We start from the raw sequence: 20,579 nt of genomic DNA, 5'->3' as shown, positions 1-20,579 counted from the left end.
TGTTCTCCGTTGTTTGATCTCTGCCCCCACACACAGGCGCCAGCCAGTGTAAACGTGGGAACTTTGGCGTTGCTCATGCGGCCGGCCGAAACATCCGGTAGGCGTGCAAAAGTGCGGCATTCGTTGCGCATGTTGCCCGCAACCCGGAAACAGGCTCCACCCAGCACCATGAGAACAAAACCAAAATGATGCTGCGGCGGCCTTCATCCACTGCCACACAGAACAATTACCAAAATTCTAGCACGGCTTGATCTGAGGCCTTAATCGGGTGTATGGCGTTCCGTTAACGGGACGGGCCCCGCACTCTTGAGTGCGGGGCCCGTCCTTCAGCCATTAACTACTGCTGGTTTCAGCGGAAGTCGTTGCCGAGATCGTAGTCATCCAGCGGGATGGCGTGGAACTCGGGAGCACCGTCGCCGCCCAGGGCGTCATAGGAGAAATCGGTGAAAGCGCTGGGGCCCGTGAACAGGCTTGCCTTTGCTTCCTCGGTCGGCTCAACCGTGACCTCCGTGTAACGGGGCAGGCCCGTACCGGCCGGGATGAGCTTACCGATGATGACGTTCTCCTTGAGGCCGAGCAGAGGATCGCTCTTGCCTTCCATGGCCGCCTGCGTCAGGACGCGGGTGGTCTCCTGGAAGGAAGCGGCCGACAGCCAGGACTCAGTTGCCAGGGACGCCTTGGTGATACCCATGAGTTCCGGACGACCCGAAGCCGGGGACTTGCCCTCGGACACGACGCGGCGGTTCTCGTCTTCGAAGCGGGAGCGCTCTGCAAGCTCACCAGGGAGCAGGTCGGAGTCGCCGGATTCGATGACGGTCACGCGGCGCAGCATCTGGCGGACGATAACCTCGACGTGCTTGTCGTGGATACCAATACCCTGGCTGCGGTAAACGCCCTGGACCTCGTCCACAAGGAACTTCTGTGCGGCACGGGGACCCATGATGCGCAGAACCTGCTTCGGGTCCACCGGACCGTTGATCAGCTTCTGGCCGACGCTGACGTGCTCGCCATCCTCGATGAGGAGACGGGAACGGCGCAGCACCGGGTAGGCAATCTCTTCGGAACCATCGTCCGGAGTGATCACCAGGCGCATCTGGCGCTCGGACTCTTCGATGGTGATGCGGCCGGCTGCTTCAGCAATCGGTGCAACACCCTTCGGAGTACGGGCTTCGAAGAGCTCCTGGATACGGGGCAGACCCTGGGTGATGTCGTCGCCACCACCAGCAGAAACGGCACCACCGGTGTGGAACGTACGCATGGTCAGCTGGGTACCGGGCTCACCGATGGACTGTGCGGCGATGATGCCCACGGCCTCTCCGATGTCCACGGTCTTGCCCGTTGCCAGCGAACGGCCGTAGCAGAGTGCACAGGTGCCGACCTTGGACTCACAGGTGAGTACGGAACGGACCTTGACTTCAGTGATACCTGCAGCCAGCAGCTGGTCGATAACGACGTCGCCGCAGTCGGTTCCACCGGCAGCCAGGACGTTGCCCTGGGCATCGACGACGTCGACAGCCAGCGTACGTGCGTAAGCGCTGTTCTCGACGTTCTCGTCCAGGACGAGCTCACCGTTGGAATCCGGAACGGCGATCGGCGTGAGCAGACCACGTTCGGTACCGCAGTCCTCTTCGCGGACGATGACGTCCTGCGAAACGTCCACCAGACGACGGGTCAGGTAACCCGAGTTGGCGGTACGGAGAGCGGTATCGGCCAGACCCTTACGGGCACCGTGCGTGGCGATGAAGTATTCCAACACGGACAGGCCCTCGCGGTAGGAGGACTTGATCGGGCGAGGGATGATCTCACCCTTCGGGTTGGCCACAAGACCACGGATACCCGCGATCTGGCGAACCTGCATCCAGTTACCACGTGCACCGGAGGACACCATGCGGTTGATGGTGTTCATCGGGGACAGGCTGTCACGCATCGCCTGGGCGATCTCGTTGGTGGCCTTGTTCCAGATCTCGATCAGTTCCTGGCGACGCTCGTCGTCGTCGATCAGGCCCTTGTCGTACTGGCCCTGGATCTTGGCGGCCATGTTCTCGTAACCAGCCAGGATGGCGGGCTTGGACGTAGGCACCTCGATGTCGGAGATAGCCACGGTGACGCCCGAGCGGGTTGCCCAGTAGAAACCGGCATCCTTCAGGTTGTCCAGCGTTGCGGCCGTGACAACCTTCGGGTAGCGCTCGGCGAGGTCGTTGACGATCCGGGACAGTTCGCCCTTGTCCGCAACAGCCTCAACCCACGGGTAATCCTCGGGCAGCGTCTGGTTGAAGATGACCTGGCCCAGGGAGGTCTGCACGAGAGCAGGCTGACCCGGCTCCCAACCTTCCGGAGCTTCCCAACCGGCGTAAGGCACGAAGTTCTCCAGACGGATCTTGACCTGGGAGTTCAGGTGCAGATCGCGGGCGTCGTACGCCATGATGGCTTCCGAAACCGAGGAGAAGATGCGGCCTTCGCCGGCAGAGCCGACGCGCTTGGTGGTCAGGTGGTACAGGCCGATGATCATATCCTGCGAAGGCAGGGTAACCGGGCGGCCATCGGACGGCTTCAGGATGTTGTTCGAGGACAGCATCAGGATGCGGGCTTCGGCCTGGGCTTCCGGGCTCAACGGCAGGTGCACTGCCATCTGGTCGCCGTCGAAGTCAGCGTTGAAGGCGCCACAAACCAGCGGGTGAAGCTGGATTGCCTTGCCTTCCACAAGCTGCGGTTCGAAGGCCTGGATGCCGAGGCGGTGAAGGGTAGGTGCACGGTTGAGCAGCACCGGGTGTTCGGTGATGATCTCTTCCAGCACGTCCCAAACCTGCGGACGGTAACGCTCGACCATGCGCTTTGCCGACTTGATGTTCTGCGCGTGGTTGAGGTCAACCAGGCGCTTCATCACGAACGGCTTGAAGAGCTCCAGCGCCATCTGCTTGGGCAGACCACACTGGTGCAGCTTCAGCTGCGGGCCAACGACGATGACCGAACGGCCGGAGTAGTCAACACGCTTGCCGAGGAGGTTCTGGCGGAAACGACCCTGCTTGCCCTTGAGCATGTCGCTCAGGGACTTCAGCGGACGGTTGCCCGGACCCGTAACTGGGCGGCCACGACGACCGTTGTCGAAGAGGCTGTCAACAGCTTCCTGAAGCATGCGCTTCTCGTTGTTGACGATGATCTCCGGAGCACCAAGGTCAAGCAGTCGCTTGAGTCGGTTGTTGCGGTTGATCACGCGGCGGTAGAGGTCGTTGAGGTCCGAGGTCGCGAAGCGGCCACCGTCCAACTGGACCATCGGGCGCAGTTCCGGCGGGATCACCGGGACGGCGTCCAGAACCATGCCGAGCGGGCTGTTGTTGGTGGTGAGGAATGCGTTGACAACCTTCAGGCGCTTCAGGGCACGCGTCTTGCGCTGGCCCTTGCCGTTCTGGATGGTGTCGCGCAGCGACTCGGCTTCAGCCTGCATGTCGAAGGTCTCAAGACGCTTCTTGATCGCTTCGGCACCCATGGAGCCTTCGAAGTACATGCCGTAGCGGTCACGCAGTTCGCGGTACAGGCCCTCGTCGCCCTCAAGGTCAGCGACCTTGAGGTTCTTGAAGCGGTCCCAGACCTGCTCAAGGCGCTCGATATCGGCGTCGGCACGCTTGCGGACGTTCGCCATCTGGCGGTCTGCGGAGTCCCGGGCCTTCTTCTTGTCGGCAGCCTTGGCGCCTTCACCTTCAAGACGGGCAAGCTCGTCTTCAAGGTCGCGGGCGATCGTGGCGATGTCGCTGTCGCGGTTGTCCACCAGCTGCTTCTTCTCGAGGTCGTGCTCGACCTGGAGGTTCGGCAGTTCAGCGTGGCGGTTTTCCGTGTCAACGCTGGTGATCATGTAGGCAGCGAAGTAAATGACCTTCTCAAGGTCCTTCGGAGCCAGGTCCAAGAGGTAGCCCAAGCGCGAGGGAACGCCCTTGAAGTACCAGATGTGGGTTACGGGCGCAGCCAGTTCGATGTGGCCCATGCGCTCACGGCGCACCTTGGCGCGGGTGACTTCAACGCCACAACGCTCACAGATGATGCCCTTGAAGCGGACGCGCTTGTACTTGCCGCAGTAGCATTCCCAGTCGCGGGAAGGACCGAAGATCTTCTCGCAGAAAAGACCGTCCTTCTCAGGCTTGAGCGTGCGGTAGTTGATGGTTTCCGGCTTCTTGACCTCACCGTAAGACCAGCCACGGATGTCTTCCGCGGTGGCGAGGCCGATCTGCATGAGGCCGAAGGAGGATTCGCTGGACATATGGTCCCTGTTCTCTCTTGTTCTCTAAATTCTGAAGTCTTGGTTACGGGAAGAGGGAGCTGTTCCGGTGGACAGTGACGTACTGCTGCCCACCGGAACGGCTACTAGACCTCTTCTACGGAACTGGGCTCTGCACGAGACAGATCGATGCCCAGTTCTTCCGCAGCCGTGAAGACTGCGTCATCAGAGTCACGCATTTCGATCGTGGTTCCATCGGTGGAAAGAACTTCCACGTTCAGGCACAACGACTGCATTTCCTTGATCAAGACCTTGAAGGACTCGGGAACGCCAGGCTCAGGGATGTTCTCGCCCTTGACGATGGCTTCGTAGACCTTCACACGACCATGAATGTCATCGGACTTGATCGTGAGGAGTTCCTGAAGCGTGTAGGCAGCGCCGTAAGCTTCGAGCGCCCACACTTCCATTTCACCGAAGCGCTGGCCACCGAACTGTGCCTTACCACCCAGCGGCTGCTGCGTGATCATGGAGTACGGACCGGTGGAACGCGCGTGGATCTTGTCGTCCACCAGGTGGTGGAGCTTCAGGATGTACATGTAACCGACGGAGATCGGGTCCGGGAACGGCTCGCCGGAGCGGCCGTCGAACAGACGGGTCTTGCCGGAGGAATCGATCAGGCGGTCGCCGTCGCGGGTCACGTTGGTGGAGTCAAGCAGTCCCGTGATTTCTTCTTCGCGGGCGCCATCGAACACCGGGGTGGCAACGGTGGTCTGGCCGGTTTCACGGGGCAGGTTGGGCAGGTTCTTGACCCACTCCGGCTCGCCCTCGATCTTCCAACCGGTCTTGGCAACCCAACCGAGGTGGGTTTCCAGGACCTGGCCAACGTTCATACGACCCGGAACACCAAGCGGGTTCAGGACGATGTCCACCGGGGTACCGTCTGCAAGGAAGGGCATGTCCTCGATCGGAAGGATCTTGGAGATAACACCCTTGTTGCCGTGACGGCCGGCGAGCTTGTCGCCGTCGGTGATCTTGCGCTTGGCTGCAACGTAGACGCGGACCAACTGGTTCACGCCCGGGGGCAGTTCGTCGTCGTTGTCTCGGTCAAAGACGCGGACGCCGATGACCGTACCGGACTCGCCGTGGGGAACCTTCAGGGAGGTGTCGCGGACTTCGCGGGACTTCTCACCGAAGATAGCGCGGAGAAGACGCTCTTCCGGAGTCAGTTCGGTTTCACCCTTGGGTGTGACCTTTCCAACCAGGATGTCTCCGGCTTCAACCTCGGCACCAATGTGGATGATGCCGCGCTCATCCAGGCCTGCAAGGACTTCCTCGGACACGTTGGGGATGTCACGGGTGATTTCCTCGGCACCAAGCTTGGTGTCGCGGGCATCGATCTCGTGCTCCTCGATGTGGATGGAGGAAAGAACGTCCTCAGCAACAATGCGCTGGGACAGGATGATGGCGTCCTCGAAGTTGTGGCCTTCCCATGACATGAATGCCACGAGCAGGTTCTTACCGAGGGCGAGTTCACCCTGGTCCGTTGCAGGACCGTCGGCGATGATGCCGCCGACTTCCAGGCGCTGGCCTTCGTTGACCAGGACACGGTGGTTGTAGCAGTTGCCCTGGTTGGAACGGGCGAACTTGTTGATGCGGTAGTTGGTCTCCGTGCCGTCGTCGTTGATCATGACAACGAGCTCAGCGGAAACCTCGGTGACCACACCGGCCTTCTTCGCGATGACAACGTCACCGGCGTCGACTGCTGCTGCGCGCTCCATGCCGGTACCCACGAAAGGAGCCTCGGAACGGACCAGCGGCACAGCCTGGCGCTGCATGTTGGCACCCATGAGTGCACGGTTGGCATCGTCATGCTCGAGGAACGGGATCAGGGCGGTTGCCACGGACACCATCTGGCGCGGGGAAACGTCCATGAACTGAACTTCGGCAGCGGGAACCAGAACCGGCTCGCCTCCACCACCACGGGCACGGACAAGGACGGTCTCTTCCGAGAACTTCTTGTCAGCGTCCAGCGGAGCGTTGGCCTGTGCGATCAGGACTTCAGCTTCGTCGTCGGCAGTGAGGTACTGGACCTCGTCCGAAACAACGCCCTCGGAAACGAGGCGGTAAGGCGTCTCGATGAAGCCGAACGGGTTGATGCGGCCGTAGGAAGCCAGCGAACCGATCAGACCAATGTTCGGGCCTTCAGGGGTTTCGATGGGGCACATACGTCCGTAGTGGGACGGGTGAACGTCTCGAACTTCCATGCCTGCGCGGTCACGGGAAAGACCACCCGGACCAAGAGCCGACAGGCGGCGCTTGTGGGTCAGACCCGAAAGCGGGTTGTTCTGGTCCATGAACTGCGACAGCTGGGAGGTTCCGAAGAACTCCTTGATGGCAGCGACAACCGGGCGGATGTTGATCAGCGTCTGCGGCGTGATGGCCTCGACGTCCTGCGTGGTCATGCGTTCGCGAACAACACGCTCCATGCGGGAAAGGCCAGTGCGGACCTGGTTTTCGATCAGTTCGCCAACGGCGCGGATGCGACGGTTGCCGAAGTGGTCGATGTCATCGATCTCGACGCGGAGCTCGTGGTCTTCGCCATCACGCTTGCCCATGAGAGTCTTCTCGCCGGCGTGCAGCGCGACGAGGAACTTGATCATGGCGACGATGTCTTCGACGTGCAGGACCGAAGCTTCCTTGTCACCAAGGGAGCGGTCGATGCCGAGCTTGCGGTTGATCTTGTAACGGCCAACCTTGGCGAGGTCATAACGCTTGGCGTTGAAGTACAGGTTGTCCAGCAGGGACTGGGCAGCCTCGACGGTGGGCGGCTCGCCCGGACGCAGCTTGCGGTAGATGTCCAGAAGTGCGTCTTCGCGGGTTTCGGTGGCGTCCTTCTCCAGCGTTGCACGCATGGAGTCGTACTGGCCGAACTCTTCCAGGATCTGGCCTTCGGTCCAACCGAGGGCCTTCAGCAGAACGGTGACCGACTGCTTGCGCTTGCGGTCGAGGCGAACGCCGACCTGATCGCGCTTGTCGATTTCGAGTTCGAACCATGCACCGCGGGACGGGATAATCTTCGCAGTGAAAATGTCCTTGTCACTGGTCTTGTCCGCGGTGCGCTCGAAGTAGGCGCCCGGCGAACGGACCAGCTGGGAGACAACGACACGCTCGGTGCCGTTGACGACGAACGTTCCCTTTTCAGTCATGAGGGGGAAGTCGCCCATGAACACGGTCTGCTGCTTGATTTCGCCCGTGTTGTTGTTCATGAACTCGGCCTTGACATACAGCGGTGCCGAGTAAGTGGCGTCACGGTCTTTGCATTCGGCCATGGTGTACTTCGGATCAGCGAACTCCGGCTCGGAGAAGCTCAGGGACATAGTGCCCTGGAAGTCCTCGATGGGGGAGATCTCTTCGAAGATGTCGGCAAGTCCGGAGGTGGTGGCGACGCTGAGGTCGCCCTCCTCGACAGCCTTCGCTACCCGCGCCTGCCAGCGTTCGTTTCCGACGAGCCAGTCAAAGCTGTCCGTCTGCAGGGCGAGAAGATTCGGAACATCAAGGGGTTCGTGAATCTTTGCGAATGAGAGGCGGCGAGTGGCACCATCGGTGCTTGCCGTGTTAGCGGTTTCGTTATTAGAGGTGCTCGAGGCGACCAAGAGGGATCCTTCCACAGACCTTCAGGCGTTTTCAGATCTCCCCCGTTTGCATGATGCGGAGTGCTCCGCAGCATACTTATTCCGGTTCCGCTATATGACCCGGACCCAGTCCGAACATGCAGTGCACGTTGTGAACGGCACGTCAATGTTGCAGCTGAGAGGTAAAGCCCACCGCTATATGAAGGCTGAAGGTTAACAGGGAAGACGCAAATATCTACGATACGGCAAAGTAGCCTTCCTGTCTACCCCAGATTGTCCGCGAATGCAAGCACTGTTGCTACAGGCACCTATACAGGGTCCACGGACTCTGACCGGGGCATCTGCCGGACAGAGGCGTCAAACCAGTCGTGAAATCTCGTGACGTGGAATCCAGCGATGGGTAGGAACGTTGAAAAGGATAGGCTGGCGCACACCGCGCGATAGCCTTGGCTACACCACCACGGATCGGAAGAGAGACCATGAACAACTCCGCTGACGACAATGACGTTGTCATCCTTGCTGCTTCCCGTACCCCACAGGGTCGGCTGAATGGGCAGCTTGCCCGATTCACCGCCGTCGACCTTGGCGCCCACGCCATCAGCGCCGCACTGGCGGCCAGCGGCGTAAAAGCCGAACAAGTGGACGCTGTCATCATGGGACAGGTGCTGCAAGCGGGCGCTGGCCAGAATCCTGCACGGCAGAGCGCCATCGCGGCAGGTGTTGGTTGGAACATCCCTGCCGTCACCATCAACAAGGTTTGCCTCTCCGGCCTCACGGCTGTCATAGATGCCGCCCGGATGATCCGCAGCGGGGACGCCACCGTGGTTGTGGCCGGGGGCCAGGAATCCATGACCCGCGCGCCGCACTTGCTCCCCGGCTCCCGGCAGGGTTGGACCTACGGCGCAATCCAGGCATTGGACGTTGCCGCACATGACGGCCTCACGGATGCGTTCGATGGCCAGTCCATGGGCTTGTCCACAGAAACCAAGAACGTAACGCTGGGCATTGACCGCCGGGCGCAGGACGAAGTTGCTGCTGCATCCCACCAGCGCGCGGCTGCCGCGATCGCTGCGGGAATTTTCGACGCCGAAATCGCTCCCGTGAGCGTGAAGCAGCGTAAGGGCGATCCAGTAAACCTCACCTCGGACGAGGGCGTTCGCCCGAACACCACACTGGAAACCCTTGCCCCTTTGAAGGCCGCCTTCGCTACGGACGGCACCATTACCGCCGGCAACTCCTCTCCCCTGTCCGACGGCGCCTCCGCACTCGTGCTGACAAGTCGCCGCTTTGCCAAGGACAACGGGCTGGAATACCTTGCGGTCGTGGGCAAGCCCGGCCAAGTGGCCGGTCCGGACAACTCGCTGCACTCCCAGCCGTCCAACGCTATTTCGCAAGCATTGAAGCGGGCCGGATGGACTGCAGAGGACCTGGACTTCATCGAGATCAACGAGGCCTTTGGCTCAGTGGCCGTCCAATCATTGAAGGACTTGAGCTACCCGCTGGAGAAGTGCAACATCCACGGCGGCGCAATCGCCCTCGGCCACCCGATCGGTGCTTCCGGCGCCCGGCTTGCCCTGCACGCGGCCCACGAACTCAAGCGCAGGGGAACGGGCAAGGCTGCAGTGTCCCTCTGTGGCGGCGGTGGCCAGGGTGAAGCCCTCCTGCTGTACCGCGACTGATGCTGTACCGCGACTGATGGCATCCGGCGTGGAACCACAAATGAACGGGGCCGAACGGTTCTTGTCCGACGCCGCCGCGCGCGGACTGGACGTTGACGTCGTCGAGCGTCCTGCTGCCAGAAGTCTCGAGGAGGCCGCAGGCATCCTTGGGATCAGCCCCGGGGACATCGTAAAGTCCCTCGTGGTCAAGCATCGCGATGGTAGCTTCCTCTTCGCGCTGATCCCCGGCGACCGGCAGATCTCCTGGCCCAAGCTGCGGGCGTTGGTGGGCGTCAACAAGCTCTCGCTGCCGCACGCCGATGTTGCCTTGGCCGCAACCGGCTATGAACGCGGGACCATCACTCCTTTGGGAAGCACGACCCCTTGGCCGGTGTATGCGGATGCCACCATCACCGGACGCCGCATCTCCATGGGTGCCGGCGCGCACGGCAGGAGTGCATTCGTGGACGCCGACGCCCTGACCTCCGCACTGAATGCCACCGTCGCGGACATCAGTGAACCCGCTTAAACCAACGCGGGGTCACTTACGGCCCGTAATTCCCCCTGGGATGGGCCGTAAGTGACCCCGCGTTGCTTGTTAAAGCAGGAAGCCCCGCCCGGTGAACCGGACGGGGCTTCCAAAGCAAGACGAGTTACTTGAGGGTAACCGTTGCGCCAGCTTCTTCGAGCTGAGCCTTTGCCTTCTCTGCGGCTTCCTTGTTGGCGCCTTCGAGAACAGCCTTCGGTGCGCTGTCAACCAGGTCCTTGGCTTCCTTGAGGCCGAGGGAGGTGATGGCGCGAACTTCCTTGATCACTGCGATCTTCTTGTCGCCAGCAGATTCGAGGATGACGTCGAAGTCGGTCTTCTCTTCAGCAGCTTCAGCGGCACCGCCGGCAGCGGGACCAGCAACTGCAACAGCAGCAGCCGTAACTTCGAAGGTCTCTTCGAAGAGCTTGACGAACTCGGAGAGCTCGATGATGGTCAGTTCCTTGAAAGCTTCAATGAGCTCTTCGTTGCTGAGCTTCGCCATGGTGGCGTCCTTCCATTAGTCGGTGCAGATCCGGACAATGCCGCTCCCTGCACCAGAGTTTGATTGGGGGGAGAACTTAGTTCTCTTCGGTTGCAGCTTCAGCGGCTTCGGCCGGAGCCGCAACCTCTTCAGCAGCAGCCTCGGCGGCCGGAGCTTCTTCAGCGGCCGGTGCAGGTGCGCCGCCCTCTTCTTCAAGCTTGAGGCGCAGTGCATCGATGATGCGTGCGGCAGCGGATGCGGGGGCCTTGAGGACACCAGCAACACGTGCAAGCTGCAGCTCGCGGGACTCCAGGGCTGCCAGTGCGGCAACACCTGCTGCGTCCAATGCCTTGCCTTCGAAGTAACCGGTCTTGATAACCAGCTGCTTGTTGGTCTTGGCAAAGTCCGTCAGGCTCTTGGCAGCAGCAACAGCGTCGCCCTTGATGAAGGCGATTGCAGTGGGGCCGGCAAGCTGATCGCCGAACGCGTCGACACCAGCTTCCTTGGCTGCAATGGCGCTCAGGGTGTTCTTGACGACCGAGAACTTGGTGTCCTGGCCGAGCGCAACACGCAGTTCCTTGAGCTGTGCAACAGTGAGCCCGCGGTATTCGGTCAGGACAGCCGCGTTCGATTCCTTGAAATCGTTGGTGATCTCTGCAACAGCGGAGACCTTGCTAGGCGTTGTCATAACCCTCCTTCCGGGGAATAAAGCCGGTCTTCCGGGTCCCCGCTCACGAGAGCTAAAACTAAAAACGCCCCGCGCAGATGCACGGGGCTTGGCTCAACGCAGTTTGCACTGCGGAGACTTGCTTCGTTCACCTGCGTTGGCCGCCCTATGTTCAGGGTCCTTCGTCAAGGAATGCACTTTGTTCTCAGGGGCGTCGCTGCAGAATTGAGCTGCGCTCGAAAGAGTGGATTCCCATCAACCGACGGTCTTTGGTACTTCAAGGTTACGGGAGAGGGATCAGCAAACCAAATCGGCTAGGCCTGCCGGGTGCGCGCTACTCCGACGAGGTGACCTTCGGTCCCCGATCCGGAAGCTCCTTTTGCCAGAGCCCGGTGACTCCCGCCGTCGTAAATCCCAATTGCTTGTTCACGGTCAGGAGGTATCGGTTTTCCGGTGCGTTCCAGGTGTAAATGACCCGGGCATCGGGAAATTGCTCACTGAGCCTTTCCATGTTGGCAACCTTGATCAGCAGGCCCAACTTGTTGCCGCGGTGTTCCTGCAGGACCAAAGTATCGTCCTGGAAAACGACGTCCTGGCGATGCGCGAGGACGCTGATGGTGGTGAGGCCTGCCAGCCGCCCGCTCTCAATATGCTCGACGGCGGTAACCACCGTACGCCGGCCCTGCGCCAATGCGGCGTCTTCGGTTTCGCGCAAAACCGCGGCGTCGAAGACCATCCCGGTAACCTCGACAGCCGAGTCTTCTTCCTCGCCGTCCTCACCGTGGACAACCTCACCCGCAGCGTTTTCCAGCTCCGCCACGGCCTCCAACCAAGCCTCAGGGCACCGATCAGTCCAGTGGTGCAGCCTGTAGCGGCCAGCGTTCGCATCCTCGGCTTCGGCTTGAAGATCCGCAACCAGCTTGGAATCCAGCGGCAACACGCAGGAACTGAATTGTTCGATGTGCTGAAGTGTGTACCCGGCCCGCTGGGCAAAGTCCACTTCCCTGCTGCTGACAGGAACGAAGCCTGGGCCGCTGCCGGGAATCAATTGGTCTTCAGGTATCTCTGTTAGCGAGGTTGCCGGGTGGTTCGTGTCCACCAAAACCATGGTGCGGCCCTCGGACCGTGCCAACTGCTCAGCGGCCTCCAGAAGCTGGCGTCCGACGCCCTGGCTCTGATACTCCGGGAGAATATCCAGGGTGAACTCCGCCAGGTCCATGTTGTCCGCGAGCGGCAGCGCAATGTCCACTGTTCCCACGATGACCCCGTCCACCTTGGCTACCAAAATGATCTGGCGCTCGTAGGGGTCGGAAAATTCAAGCAGCTTCTCCAAGGGCGTGTACGCGAGGTCGTCACTCCCCCAGGTCTGCATCCGGACCCGCCGGGCAACCTCCACGGCGTCCAGGAAATCCCCTGCTTTGGGGCTGTCCAGATTGTCCGGCACCCATAGCTGCTCGACTACAACGGTCTTCGCCTCGTCTACAGTCATCCCAGCCGTTTCTGCCATTCGCCTTCAAAACCGGAAGGCTTGAATCCAAGGGCGATATTTATGGCCAGCATATGCCGGTTTTCATTGGCGTTCCATGTCATGACGCACGTGGCGTCCGGCCAAAGATCTTCTACACCCCGAAGATTGGCGATTTTGACCAGCATGCCAAGGCCGTGTCCCCGGTGCCCGGGAGCCACCAGTGTGTCCTCCTGGTTGACGACCGCCGGCAACGCCTCACGGTGGGTCAGGACTGTGTAGGCCGCCAACTCCCCGCTCCCGTGGTGCTGGGCGGCAGCTACAACTGAGTTCACGCCGCTTGCCTGCCACGTGGATTCCTCACGCCGAACCCGCACGGCGTCCCACTCTTCGCCTTCCCACCCCAGACCGGCGATGGGCACCTCCGTGCTCATGAGGCTCTTCAGCGTGGCAAAGCGATCCACGAGTTCTTCAGGGCATTCGTCCGTCCAAGCGATGATGTCGTACTCCGTTGCCCGACGCATCGCCTCCACCTCAAGCGCGATCAGGTGGGCCTCATCAACCGGCAGGGTCAGTGTGCTACTGGTTTCCACCTGTTCCAGGGAATAGCCGTGGTGCAAGGCAAAGCGGGTCGATGCCGCGTCCAGGGGTACACCGCCCGTACCGGACTTTGCCTCCAGCAGGGCTTCCCCGGCCAGCACGGGGGCGATCGGCTCCCCGCAGTACCCGTCAAGGGAAGTGCGGTTCCGCTCCACTGCCGCCTCTTCAAGGAACTTCAGGATCCTCGTCCCGATGCCTCGCCGCCGGAAAGCAGCGTCCACGACGACGTCCACACCCGCCGTCGTCGTGTTCTCGCTCAGCGGGAGGGTCAGCGAACCGGAGCCCACCACGACGCCGTCCAGGCGGGCCAAGTAAACCTGCCGCTTTTCGTATTCGTTGCCCTGCCAGAACCTGAACGCCTCGGCAAGGGTGGCCGAATGGTTCAGATCCCCCCACAAAGCAAGCTCATGGGCGATGCGTAACGCATGGAAGGCTTTGAAGTCCGGTGAGGCTGTGGCCTCCGGCCCTTGCGGAACAGGCAATGGCTCTATGGTGAGCCCACCGCTGGCGGAAAAGTTCGACGACGACGCCACGCCCCACAGCCTACGGCCGCCGCAGGTGCCAAACAAGTCATAGCCAGCCGGAACGAAGGCACAAAAAGGGACCGCCCGGCAATGCCGGACGGTCCCTTTTAGAGTTCGTACTCGCGGAGCTTACGCCTCGGTGAGAACCTTTGTGACGTTCGGGTCAACGGTGATGCCCGGGCCGAACGTGGTGGCGACAGTAGCCTTCTGGATGTAGCGGCCCTTGGAAGCGGACGGCTTCAAGCGAAGCACCTCTTCCAGTGCAGCTGCGTAGTTCTCAGCGAGCTTCTGAGCGTCGAAGGACACCTTGCCGATGATGAAGTGCAGGTTCGAGTGCTTGTCGACGCGGAAGTCGATCTTGCCGCCCTTGATGTCGTTGACAGCCTTGGTGACATCCGGGGTAACCGTGCCGGTCTTCGGGTTCGGCATGAGGTTACGCGGGCCGAGGACCTTACCGAGGCGGCCAACCTTGCCCATGAGGTCAGGGGTTGCCACTGCGGCGTCGAAGTCGGTCCAGCCGGCTGCGATCTTTTCGATCAGGTCATCGGAACCAACGAAGTCGGCGCCGGCAGCGATTGCTGCTTCAGCCTTGTCGCCGGTTGCGAAAACGAGGACGCGGGCGGTCTTACCGGTGCCGTGCGGCAGGTTGACGGTGCCACGAACCATCTGGTCGGCCTTACGCGGGTCAACACCCAGGCGGAAAGCGACCTCAACGGTTGCGTCGAACTTGGAAGGGTTGGTGTCCTTCGCGAGGGTGATTGCCTCGAACGGGGCGTAGACCTTGTCTGCCTCGATCTTGGCTACGGCTGCCTCATATGCTTTGCTGCGCTTTGCCATGCTGCTTATTTCTCCTTGTGCAGTTGTGGTCTGCGGACCGCGCTGGGCCCTGCCACAAGTCGTGGATCCGGCAAGGATCCTGCGACATTTCAATGTTTCAGATGCCGGTTGCCCGGCGGTGAAGGCTGTAAACAGCCTTCGACGGTTACTAGCCTTCTACCGTGATGCCCATAGAGCGGGCGGTGCCTGCGATGATCTTGGCAGCTGCCGCGATGTCGTTGGCGTTGAGGTCTTCCATCTTGGTGGAAGCAATCTCTTCGACCTGTGCCTGGGTCAGCTTGGCAACTTTGACGGTGTGCGGGGTAGCCGAACCCTTGGCAACGCCTGCAGCCTTCTTGATGAGCTCTGCAGCCGGCGGGGTCTTGGTGATGAAGGTGAAGGAACGGTCTTCGTAGACCGTGATTTCCACCGGGATGACGTTTCCGCGCTGGGATTCCGTTGCAGCGTTGTACGCCTTGCAGAATTCCATGATGTTGACACCGTGCTGGCCAAGCGCAGGACCGATCGGCGGAGCCGGGTTAGCGGCACCTGCCTGGATCTGCAGCTTGATGAGGCCGGTGACCTTCTTCTTGGGAGCCAATGTAGGGTCCTTCTCTCAATAGCTTCCTGGGACACAGGAGCGCGTCCCAGGTTTGTGGCCGCCATGGCAAGGCGGCCGGCCGCTTCCGAACCGCAAAGCAGGCGGAACGGGAGCGAAATCTTGGAATCAGCTAGATCTTGGTGACCTGGTTGAATGCGAGCGTAACCGGGGTTTCGCGCTCGAAGATCGAGACCAGGACCACGAGCGTCTGGGACTCGGGCTTGATCTCGGAGATCGTTGCCGGAAGGGTCTCGAACGGGCCTTCCTTGACGATGACGGACTCGCCGACCTCGAAGTCGACGGCCACGGGAGCCTGGTTCTGCTTGTTGACCGGCTTGCCCTTCTCGGCCTGCTCTTCTTCGAAGACCGGGGCGAGCATGGAGAAGACCTCGTCAAGGCGCAGCGGGACCGGGTTGTGGGCGTTGCCCACGAAGCCAGTGACGCCAGGGGTGTGGCGGACGGCGCCCCAGGAAGCGTCGGTCAGGTCCATGCGGACCAGGACGTAACCGGGGATGCGGACGCGGTTGATCACCTTGCGCTGCGCGTTCTTGATCTCGACGACTTCTTCCATCGGGACCTGGATTTCGAAGATGTAATCTTCCATGTCCAAGGTCTGGATGCGGGTCTCAAGGTTGGCCTTCACGCGGTTTTCGTAACCGGCGTAGGAGTGGATGACGTACCAGTCACCCTCCTGGCGGCGCAGCTTGGCCTTGAATTCCTCAGCCGGATCCGCGGGCGCTGCAGCAGCAGCGGCTTCCAGCGAGACATCAGCAGCATCCTCGTCGGACTCGTCATCAGACTCAGCGTCTACGTCAGACTCGAAATCCTCTTCGGAATCATCGACGTCGGCAGATTCGGGCGCAGCAGAGTCAGCCTCCGACTCTTCCGCAGCCTCAGCCGCGGCGTCGTCCGTGCTTTCAGCGGGCCCATCCAGCTCAGCCTCGTTTACCTCAAGCTCCTGCTCAGACACTTGGTCTCCTGCTTCCTCATTGCCTAACATGCCTATTTAAATGGCTCAATTCCGCAAACCCCACAAAATTCCTAAAGTATCAAGGAATTTCGTACGGTTTACGGACAGATCCGCTTAGCGGTCCGTAGCACCTGATCCACCGAAGACCCAGCTCACTCCCGTGCCGAAGGCAAGGTCCAGCAGGGTGACGATGAGCATCATGATGGCTACGAACACCAGCACCACGACCGTGTAATTGATCAGTTCCTTGCGGGTCGGTGCGACGACCTTCTTCAGTTCGCCGATGACCTGGCGGATGAAGAGTGCAATTCGGGCAAAGAAGCCGGCATCGGCTTTCTTGGCAGGACGGCCCTTTGAGCTGCTAGCAGCCGTTTCGGTCACCTGGTCCTCACTCACCTTGCAAAGTCGTTTGACCCGGCTCTGATCAGAGCCATGGTTGCTGCGCTTGCCCCGGCGTTTCCGCCGGAACAGCTTGCGCAGGGCAGACAGGACTCGAACCTGCAACCTGCGGTTTTGGAGACCGCTGCGCTACCAATTGCGCCACTACCCTATGGATCGAATCCATGTTTCAGGCCGCACTTCAGCCTGTGGTGCTTTTCAACACCGGTGAACCAGTCTACGCAAGAACTTCGCGTTAGTCGAACCGGACTAATTCCGGGCCTTCCGGCCGCTTATAAATCAATGTGAGCATCATTATCAGTCACATTGTCCAGCAGGCGCCCGGGAGCTCCGCAGAACAGCATAAGGTAGTTTACGTCGAATCCCATCATCCAGCCCACGAGCTGCCTGCGAAGAACGGTACATAGATGTCTGCCGGAACACCTGCCGCCCGCATTTCACAACGAATCTCCGCTATTGCCGAGTCCGCCACCCTTGCCGTTGACGCCAAGGCCAAGGCACTGAAGGCCGCGGGGCGCCCCGTGATCGGTTTCGGTGCCGGCGAACCCGATTTCCCCACCCCGGATTACATCGTCAAGGCAGCAATTGAGGCTGCTGCCCAGCCGAAGTACCACCGCTACTCCCCCGCCGCCGGGCTTCCCGAGCTGAAGAAGGCCATCGCCGATAAAACCCTCCGGGACTCCGGCTACAAAGTGGACCCATCGCAGGTCCTGGTGACCAATGGTGGCAAGCAGGCTGTCTACAACACCTTCGCCACCCTGGTTGACCCGGGCGACGAAGTCATCATCCCCACGCCCTTCTGGACCACGTATCCGGAAGCCATCCGTCTCGCAGGAGGCGTTCCGGTGGAGGTATTCGCCGGTCCCGAGCAGGGCTACCTCGTCACCATCGAGCAGTTGGAAGCCGCGCTGACGGACAAGACCAAGATCCTGCTGTTCGTCTCCCCGTCCAACCCGACTGGTGCCGTATACAGCCCGGAGCAGGTTGCGGAGATCGGAAAGTGGGCCGCTTCCAAGGGCCTGTGGGTGGTCACGGATGAAATCTACGAGCACCTGACCTATGACGGCGTGGAGTTCACCTCCATCGCCACCGCTGCCCCGGAGCTTGGCGACAAGGTCGTCATCCTGAACGGCGTGGCCAAGACCTACGCCATGACAGGCTGGCGCGTGGGTTGGATGATCGGCCCGGCCGATGTCATCAAGGCCGCAACCAACCTCCAGTCGCACGCGACGTCCAACGTTTCGAACATCATGCAGGTCGCCGCCGCCGCTGCCCTCACGGGTCCGCTGACCGCCGTCGACGAAATGAAGGTCGCCTTCGACCGCCGCCGCAAGGCAATCGTCGCCGGCCTGAACGCGATTGAGGGCGTGGAATGCCCGACGCCGACGGGCGCCTTCTATGTGTATGCCGACGTCCGCGGACTGCTGGGTAAGGAATTCGAAACCTCCCACGGCCCCGTGCGCCCGAGCACTTCGGCAGAGCTGGCCGCGCTCATCCTGGACGAGGTCGAGGTTGCCATCGTTCCCGGCGAAGCATTCGGCCCCTCCGGTTACGTCCGCCTTTCCTACGCACTGGGCGACGACGACCTCGCCGAGGGTGTCCGCCGGATCCAGGAATTCCTGGGCCGGGCGAAATAGCTCATGGCCCAATAGCGCTTCAGGATTGCCGGCAGCGCTTCAAGGTTGAATGCTCCCGCACCAATGTTTGGTGCGGGAGCATTTCCGTTTAAGCGGCGGGATGTGAGAGAACATCCGTTCAAAGGCCGGCGGATGTGAGAGAGGATCCGTTCAAAGGCTGGCGGATGTGAGAGAGGATCAGAGGAGGCGGCGCTCGGCGGCCCACTTGGTCAGTTCGTGGCGGCTGGAGAGCTGCAGTTTCCGGAGCACTGCGGACACGTGCGTCTCCACGGTCTTGACGGAAATGAACAGCTCCTTGGCCACTTCCTTGTAGCTGTATCCGCGCGCGATGAGGCGCATGACTTCCAGCTCACGCGCCGATAGGCGGTCCAATTCGTCGTCCGCGATGTCCGCCGGTGCCGTACCGAAGGCATCCAGGACGAAGCCAGCCAGCCGGGGTGAGAAGACGGCGTCGCCGTCCGCCACGCGGATCACCGCATCGGAAATACCGGCACCGGAAATCGTCTTGGTGACGTAGCCACGGGCACCAGCCCTGATCACTGCCACGACGTCCTCGGCTGCGTCGGAAACACTCAGGGCCAGGAAGCTGGTGGTGCCCAGCAGCGCCGCGGACCCCGCAATGACCTCGCGCCCTCCGCCACCAAGGCCACCGGGAAGGTGCACGTCCAGCAGGACAACCTCAGGCCGGGTTTCCGCAATGACAGCAATGGCCTCCTCAACCGTGCCCGCCTCGCCCACGACGTCCATGCGGTGATCGAGATCCGCCTTCAGCCCGGAACGGAAGATCGTGTGGTCATCGACGATCACCACTCGTACACTGCGCGGCTCACCGCTGTGGGAGGAGTTGTTCATTGCCGTGGTTCTCCATTCCGTACTTCGCCGCTGGGCACATCTCCAGTGCGTGTATCGCTACCGTCGGCGTTTATCGAGGGGAGGGCCAGCCGGACTTCGGTTCCGTCCTTGCTGCTGTTGATGGTTGCCGTGCCTCCGTGGCGCTTCATGCGGCCGATGATTGATTCTTTGACGCCCAGCCTGTCATCGGGGACAGATTCGAGGTCAAATCCCGGACCGCGGTCCTTGATGAAGACCTCGGTACTTCCTGCGGTGCTCTCCATGTAGACGGATACTGTTCCCCCGCCGTGCCGGGCCGCATTGAGCATGGCTTCCCTGGCTGCCTGGACCAGGGCCTCGTGCCTGTCAGTCATATCTGCGTCGCCCACGGTAACCACTTCCACGGCCTGGCCGTGAGCATCTTCCACTTCGGCGGCTACGGCCTTGATCCGCTCGGCCAGGAGTCCGGCGTCCTTGGCGGCATCGGTGAAGAGCCAGGACCGAAGTTCACGTTCCTGGGCCCTCGCCAGCCGGACAACATCCTGCTCCGAGCCTGCCCTGCGCTGGATCAGCGCAAGGGTCTGCAACACCGAATCGTGCAGGTGGGCTGCGATCTCTGCGCGCTCGGTTTCCCGTACACGCCCCGCCCGTTCAGTCTCAAGGTCCTTCCAGAATTTCAGTCCCCACGGCAGTAGGACCAGTGCAACGCCGCCCAGGACGGCAACGGACGCCAGGAGCGCCAGCCAGGTCTGCTCCCAGGATCCCGATCCGGACACCATGACCAGGACCCCGGCCACCACCAACGCAAGGCCAGCAGCCAGGCGGACCCAGCCGCCAGCTTGGTCGGCCTTGGTTTTGTCTACCAAACCAGCCCTGCGGGTCTCGTCGAGTTGCATCCATGCGATCGCCGCGCCGCCCAGGATGGCAGCTGCCGGAATCAGCGTTCCCAAGGGCACATCGACGCCGAACTGGCGGACAATCAGGATCACAGCGACAAGAAGCAGGCCGGCTCCGAGCAGGATCTCCTTGCCATAAGGGATTCTTCGCAGGTTGAAGCGCGAGACGGCTAGTGCGGGGCTTCCGGATTCGGCCCAACCGCCGGCTGGAGCCGCCGGGCTGCCTGTAGTTGTCCTGGCAGACGCTGAGCTACCAAGCAGGGGGCTACTAATCGGTGGGCTACCAAACGGTGGACCAAAGCCACCTGTGCCATCGGGTGCCGAAGGGTTGCCACTCACCGCTGGAGAGCCGACCACCGGCGGTGCGGGTCCGGCGTCGGGCGCTCTTGGTACGGACTCCGTTGCCGGCGGAAAGCTGACTGCAGGAGCAATAGGCGACGCCGGCCGGCGGGCATTGCGGCGCGCGCTCTCATCAGCGGTGGGAACCATGGTCCACAGCCAGGCGTAGAAGGCTAGCCCCGCTCCCCCGGCGAAGCATGCGAGAACCATGCCCAGCCGGACGTACTTCACGGGCCAGCCCAAATGGTCGGCCAGTCCGCTGCAGACGCCGGCGATCATGCGGTCGCTGCTGCGGACCAGCGGCGGGCGTTCTACAGCGGTTGTCAT

At 61.5% G+C, this 20,579-nt stretch carries 15 protein-coding genes and 1 tRNA gene; 3 read left to right on the top strand and 13 right to left on the bottom strand.

The window, feature by feature from the left end:
• Positions 1 to 349: 349 nt before the first annotated feature.
• Both ACFX4T_RS02810 and rpoB read right to left on the bottom strand, forming a co-directional pair.
• Positions 350 to 4,249: a DNA-directed RNA polymerase subunit beta' gene (locus ACFX4T_RS02810; protein ID WP_216925083.1), complete on the bottom strand. Its 3,900-nt coding sequence runs from the start codon at positions 4,247 to 4,249 to the stop codon at positions 350 to 352.
• Between the two features lie 104 nt (positions 4,250 to 4,353).
• The gene (gene rpoB, locus ACFX4T_RS02805) at positions 4,354 to 7,860 is read right to left on the bottom strand and encodes a DNA-directed RNA polymerase subunit beta (protein WP_216925082.1); all 3,507 of its coding nucleotides are present in this window, start codon (positions 7,858 to 7,860) and stop codon (positions 4,354 to 4,356) included.
• A 458-nt stretch (positions 7,861 to 8,318) separates the two neighbouring features.
• Here rpoB and ACFX4T_RS02800 point away from each other — a divergent pair, with 458 nt between their 5' ends.
• A complete protein-coding gene (locus tag ACFX4T_RS02800; RefSeq protein WP_377650723.1) occupies positions 8,319 to 9,518 on the top strand; it encodes an acetyl-CoA C-acetyltransferase in 1,200 nt (399 codons plus the stop codon).
• 40 nt (positions 9,519 to 9,558) lie between these two features.
• Positions 9,559 to 10,026, top strand: coding sequence for an aminoacyl-tRNA deacylase (locus tag ACFX4T_RS02795; protein WP_223946564.1), 468 nt, complete (start codon positions 9,559 to 9,561; stop codon positions 10,024 to 10,026).
• Between the two features lie 124 nt (positions 10,027 to 10,150).
• Here ACFX4T_RS02795 and rplL read toward each other — a convergent pair whose 3' ends face one another.
• The 9 genes from rplL to ACFX4T_RS02750 all read right to left on the bottom strand — a co-directional run bounded on the left by rplL (position 10,151) and on the right by ACFX4T_RS02750 (position 16,700).
• A complete protein-coding gene (rplL, locus tag ACFX4T_RS02790; protein ID WP_144659408.1) occupies positions 10,151 to 10,528 on the bottom strand; it encodes a 50S ribosomal protein L7/L12 in 378 nt (125 codons plus the stop codon).
• Positions 10,529 to 10,604: 76 nt separating this feature from the next.
• On the bottom strand, positions 10,605 to 11,195 hold the full coding sequence (gene rplJ, locus ACFX4T_RS02785) for a 50S ribosomal protein L10 (RefSeq protein ID WP_216925079.1): 591 nt from the start codon (positions 11,193 to 11,195) through the stop codon (positions 10,605 to 10,607).
• Positions 11,196 to 11,508: 313 nt separating this feature from the next.
• Entirely contained in the window at positions 11,509 to 12,681 is a 1,173-nt protein-coding gene (locus ACFX4T_RS02780) for a GNAT family N-acetyltransferase (RefSeq protein ID WP_216925078.1), read from the bottom strand.
• Positions 12,660 to 13,772 (bottom strand): GNAT family N-acetyltransferase, encoded by a 1,113-nt coding sequence (locus ACFX4T_RS02775; RefSeq protein ID WP_377650722.1) that lies wholly within the window; start codon positions 13,770 to 13,772, stop codon positions 12,660 to 12,662. The genes ACFX4T_RS02780 and ACFX4T_RS02775 overlap by 22 nt, the downstream gene beginning before the upstream one ends.
• 120 nt (positions 13,773 to 13,892) lie before the next feature.
• On the bottom strand, positions 13,893 to 14,600 hold the full coding sequence (rplA, locus tag ACFX4T_RS02770; protein ID WP_216925076.1) for a 50S ribosomal protein L1: 708 nt from the start codon (positions 14,598 to 14,600) through the stop codon (positions 13,893 to 13,895).
• Positions 14,601 to 14,748: 148 nt separating this feature from the next.
• On the bottom strand, positions 14,749 to 15,180 hold the full coding sequence (gene rplK / locus ACFX4T_RS02765) for a 50S ribosomal protein L11 (RefSeq protein ID WP_166183617.1): 432 nt from the start codon (positions 15,178 to 15,180) through the stop codon (positions 14,749 to 14,751).
• Positions 15,181 to 15,310: 130 nt separating this feature from the next.
• Complete coding sequence (gene nusG / locus ACFX4T_RS02760; RefSeq protein ID WP_377650720.1) at positions 15,311 to 16,150, bottom strand: transcription termination/antitermination protein NusG; 840 nt, start codon at positions 16,148 to 16,150, stop codon at positions 15,311 to 15,313.
• Positions 16,151 to 16,264: 114 nt separating this feature from the next.
• Positions 16,265 to 16,546 carry a preprotein translocase subunit SecE gene (secE, locus tag ACFX4T_RS02755; RefSeq protein ID WP_216925074.1) on the bottom strand — a complete coding sequence of 94 codons (282 nt, stop codon included), beginning with the start codon at positions 16,544 to 16,546 and terminating at the stop codon, positions 16,265 to 16,267.
• An 81-nt stretch (positions 16,547 to 16,627) separates the two neighbouring features.
• Positions 16,628 to 16,700, bottom strand: a tRNA-Trp gene (locus ACFX4T_RS02750).
• A gap of 256 nt (positions 16,701 to 16,956) precedes the next feature.
• On the opposite strand from ACFX4T_RS02750, the gene ACFX4T_RS02745 reads away from it, so the two are divergent.
• Complete coding sequence (locus ACFX4T_RS02745) at positions 16,957 to 18,186, top strand: pyridoxal phosphate-dependent aminotransferase (RefSeq protein WP_216925073.1); 1,230 nt, start codon at positions 16,957 to 16,959, stop codon at positions 18,184 to 18,186.
• A 177-nt stretch (positions 18,187 to 18,363) separates the two neighbouring features.
• On the opposite strand, the gene ACFX4T_RS02740 is transcribed toward ACFX4T_RS02745, so the two are convergent.
• Together ACFX4T_RS02740 and ACFX4T_RS02735 are read right to left on the bottom strand one after the other, a co-directional pair.
• Positions 18,364 to 19,038, bottom strand: a complete 675-nt coding sequence (locus tag ACFX4T_RS02740; RefSeq protein ID WP_377650719.1) for a LuxR C-terminal-related transcriptional regulator — start codon at positions 19,036 to 19,038, stop codon at positions 18,364 to 18,366.
• A complete protein-coding gene (locus ACFX4T_RS02735) occupies positions 19,035 to 20,579 on the bottom strand; it encodes a PspC domain-containing protein (protein WP_377650718.1) in 1,545 nt (514 codons plus the stop codon). Before ACFX4T_RS02735 ends, ACFX4T_RS02740 begins: the two co-directional genes overlap by 4 nt.

Source organism: Paenarthrobacter sp. YIM B13468 (assembly GCF_042788025.1).
Taxonomy (GTDB): Bacteria; Actinomycetota; Actinomycetes; order Actinomycetales; family Micrococcaceae; genus Arthrobacter; species Arthrobacter aromaticivorans.
Note: the sequence above shows the minus strand (reverse complement) of the source record. Positions and strands in the feature narration are given on the sequence as shown.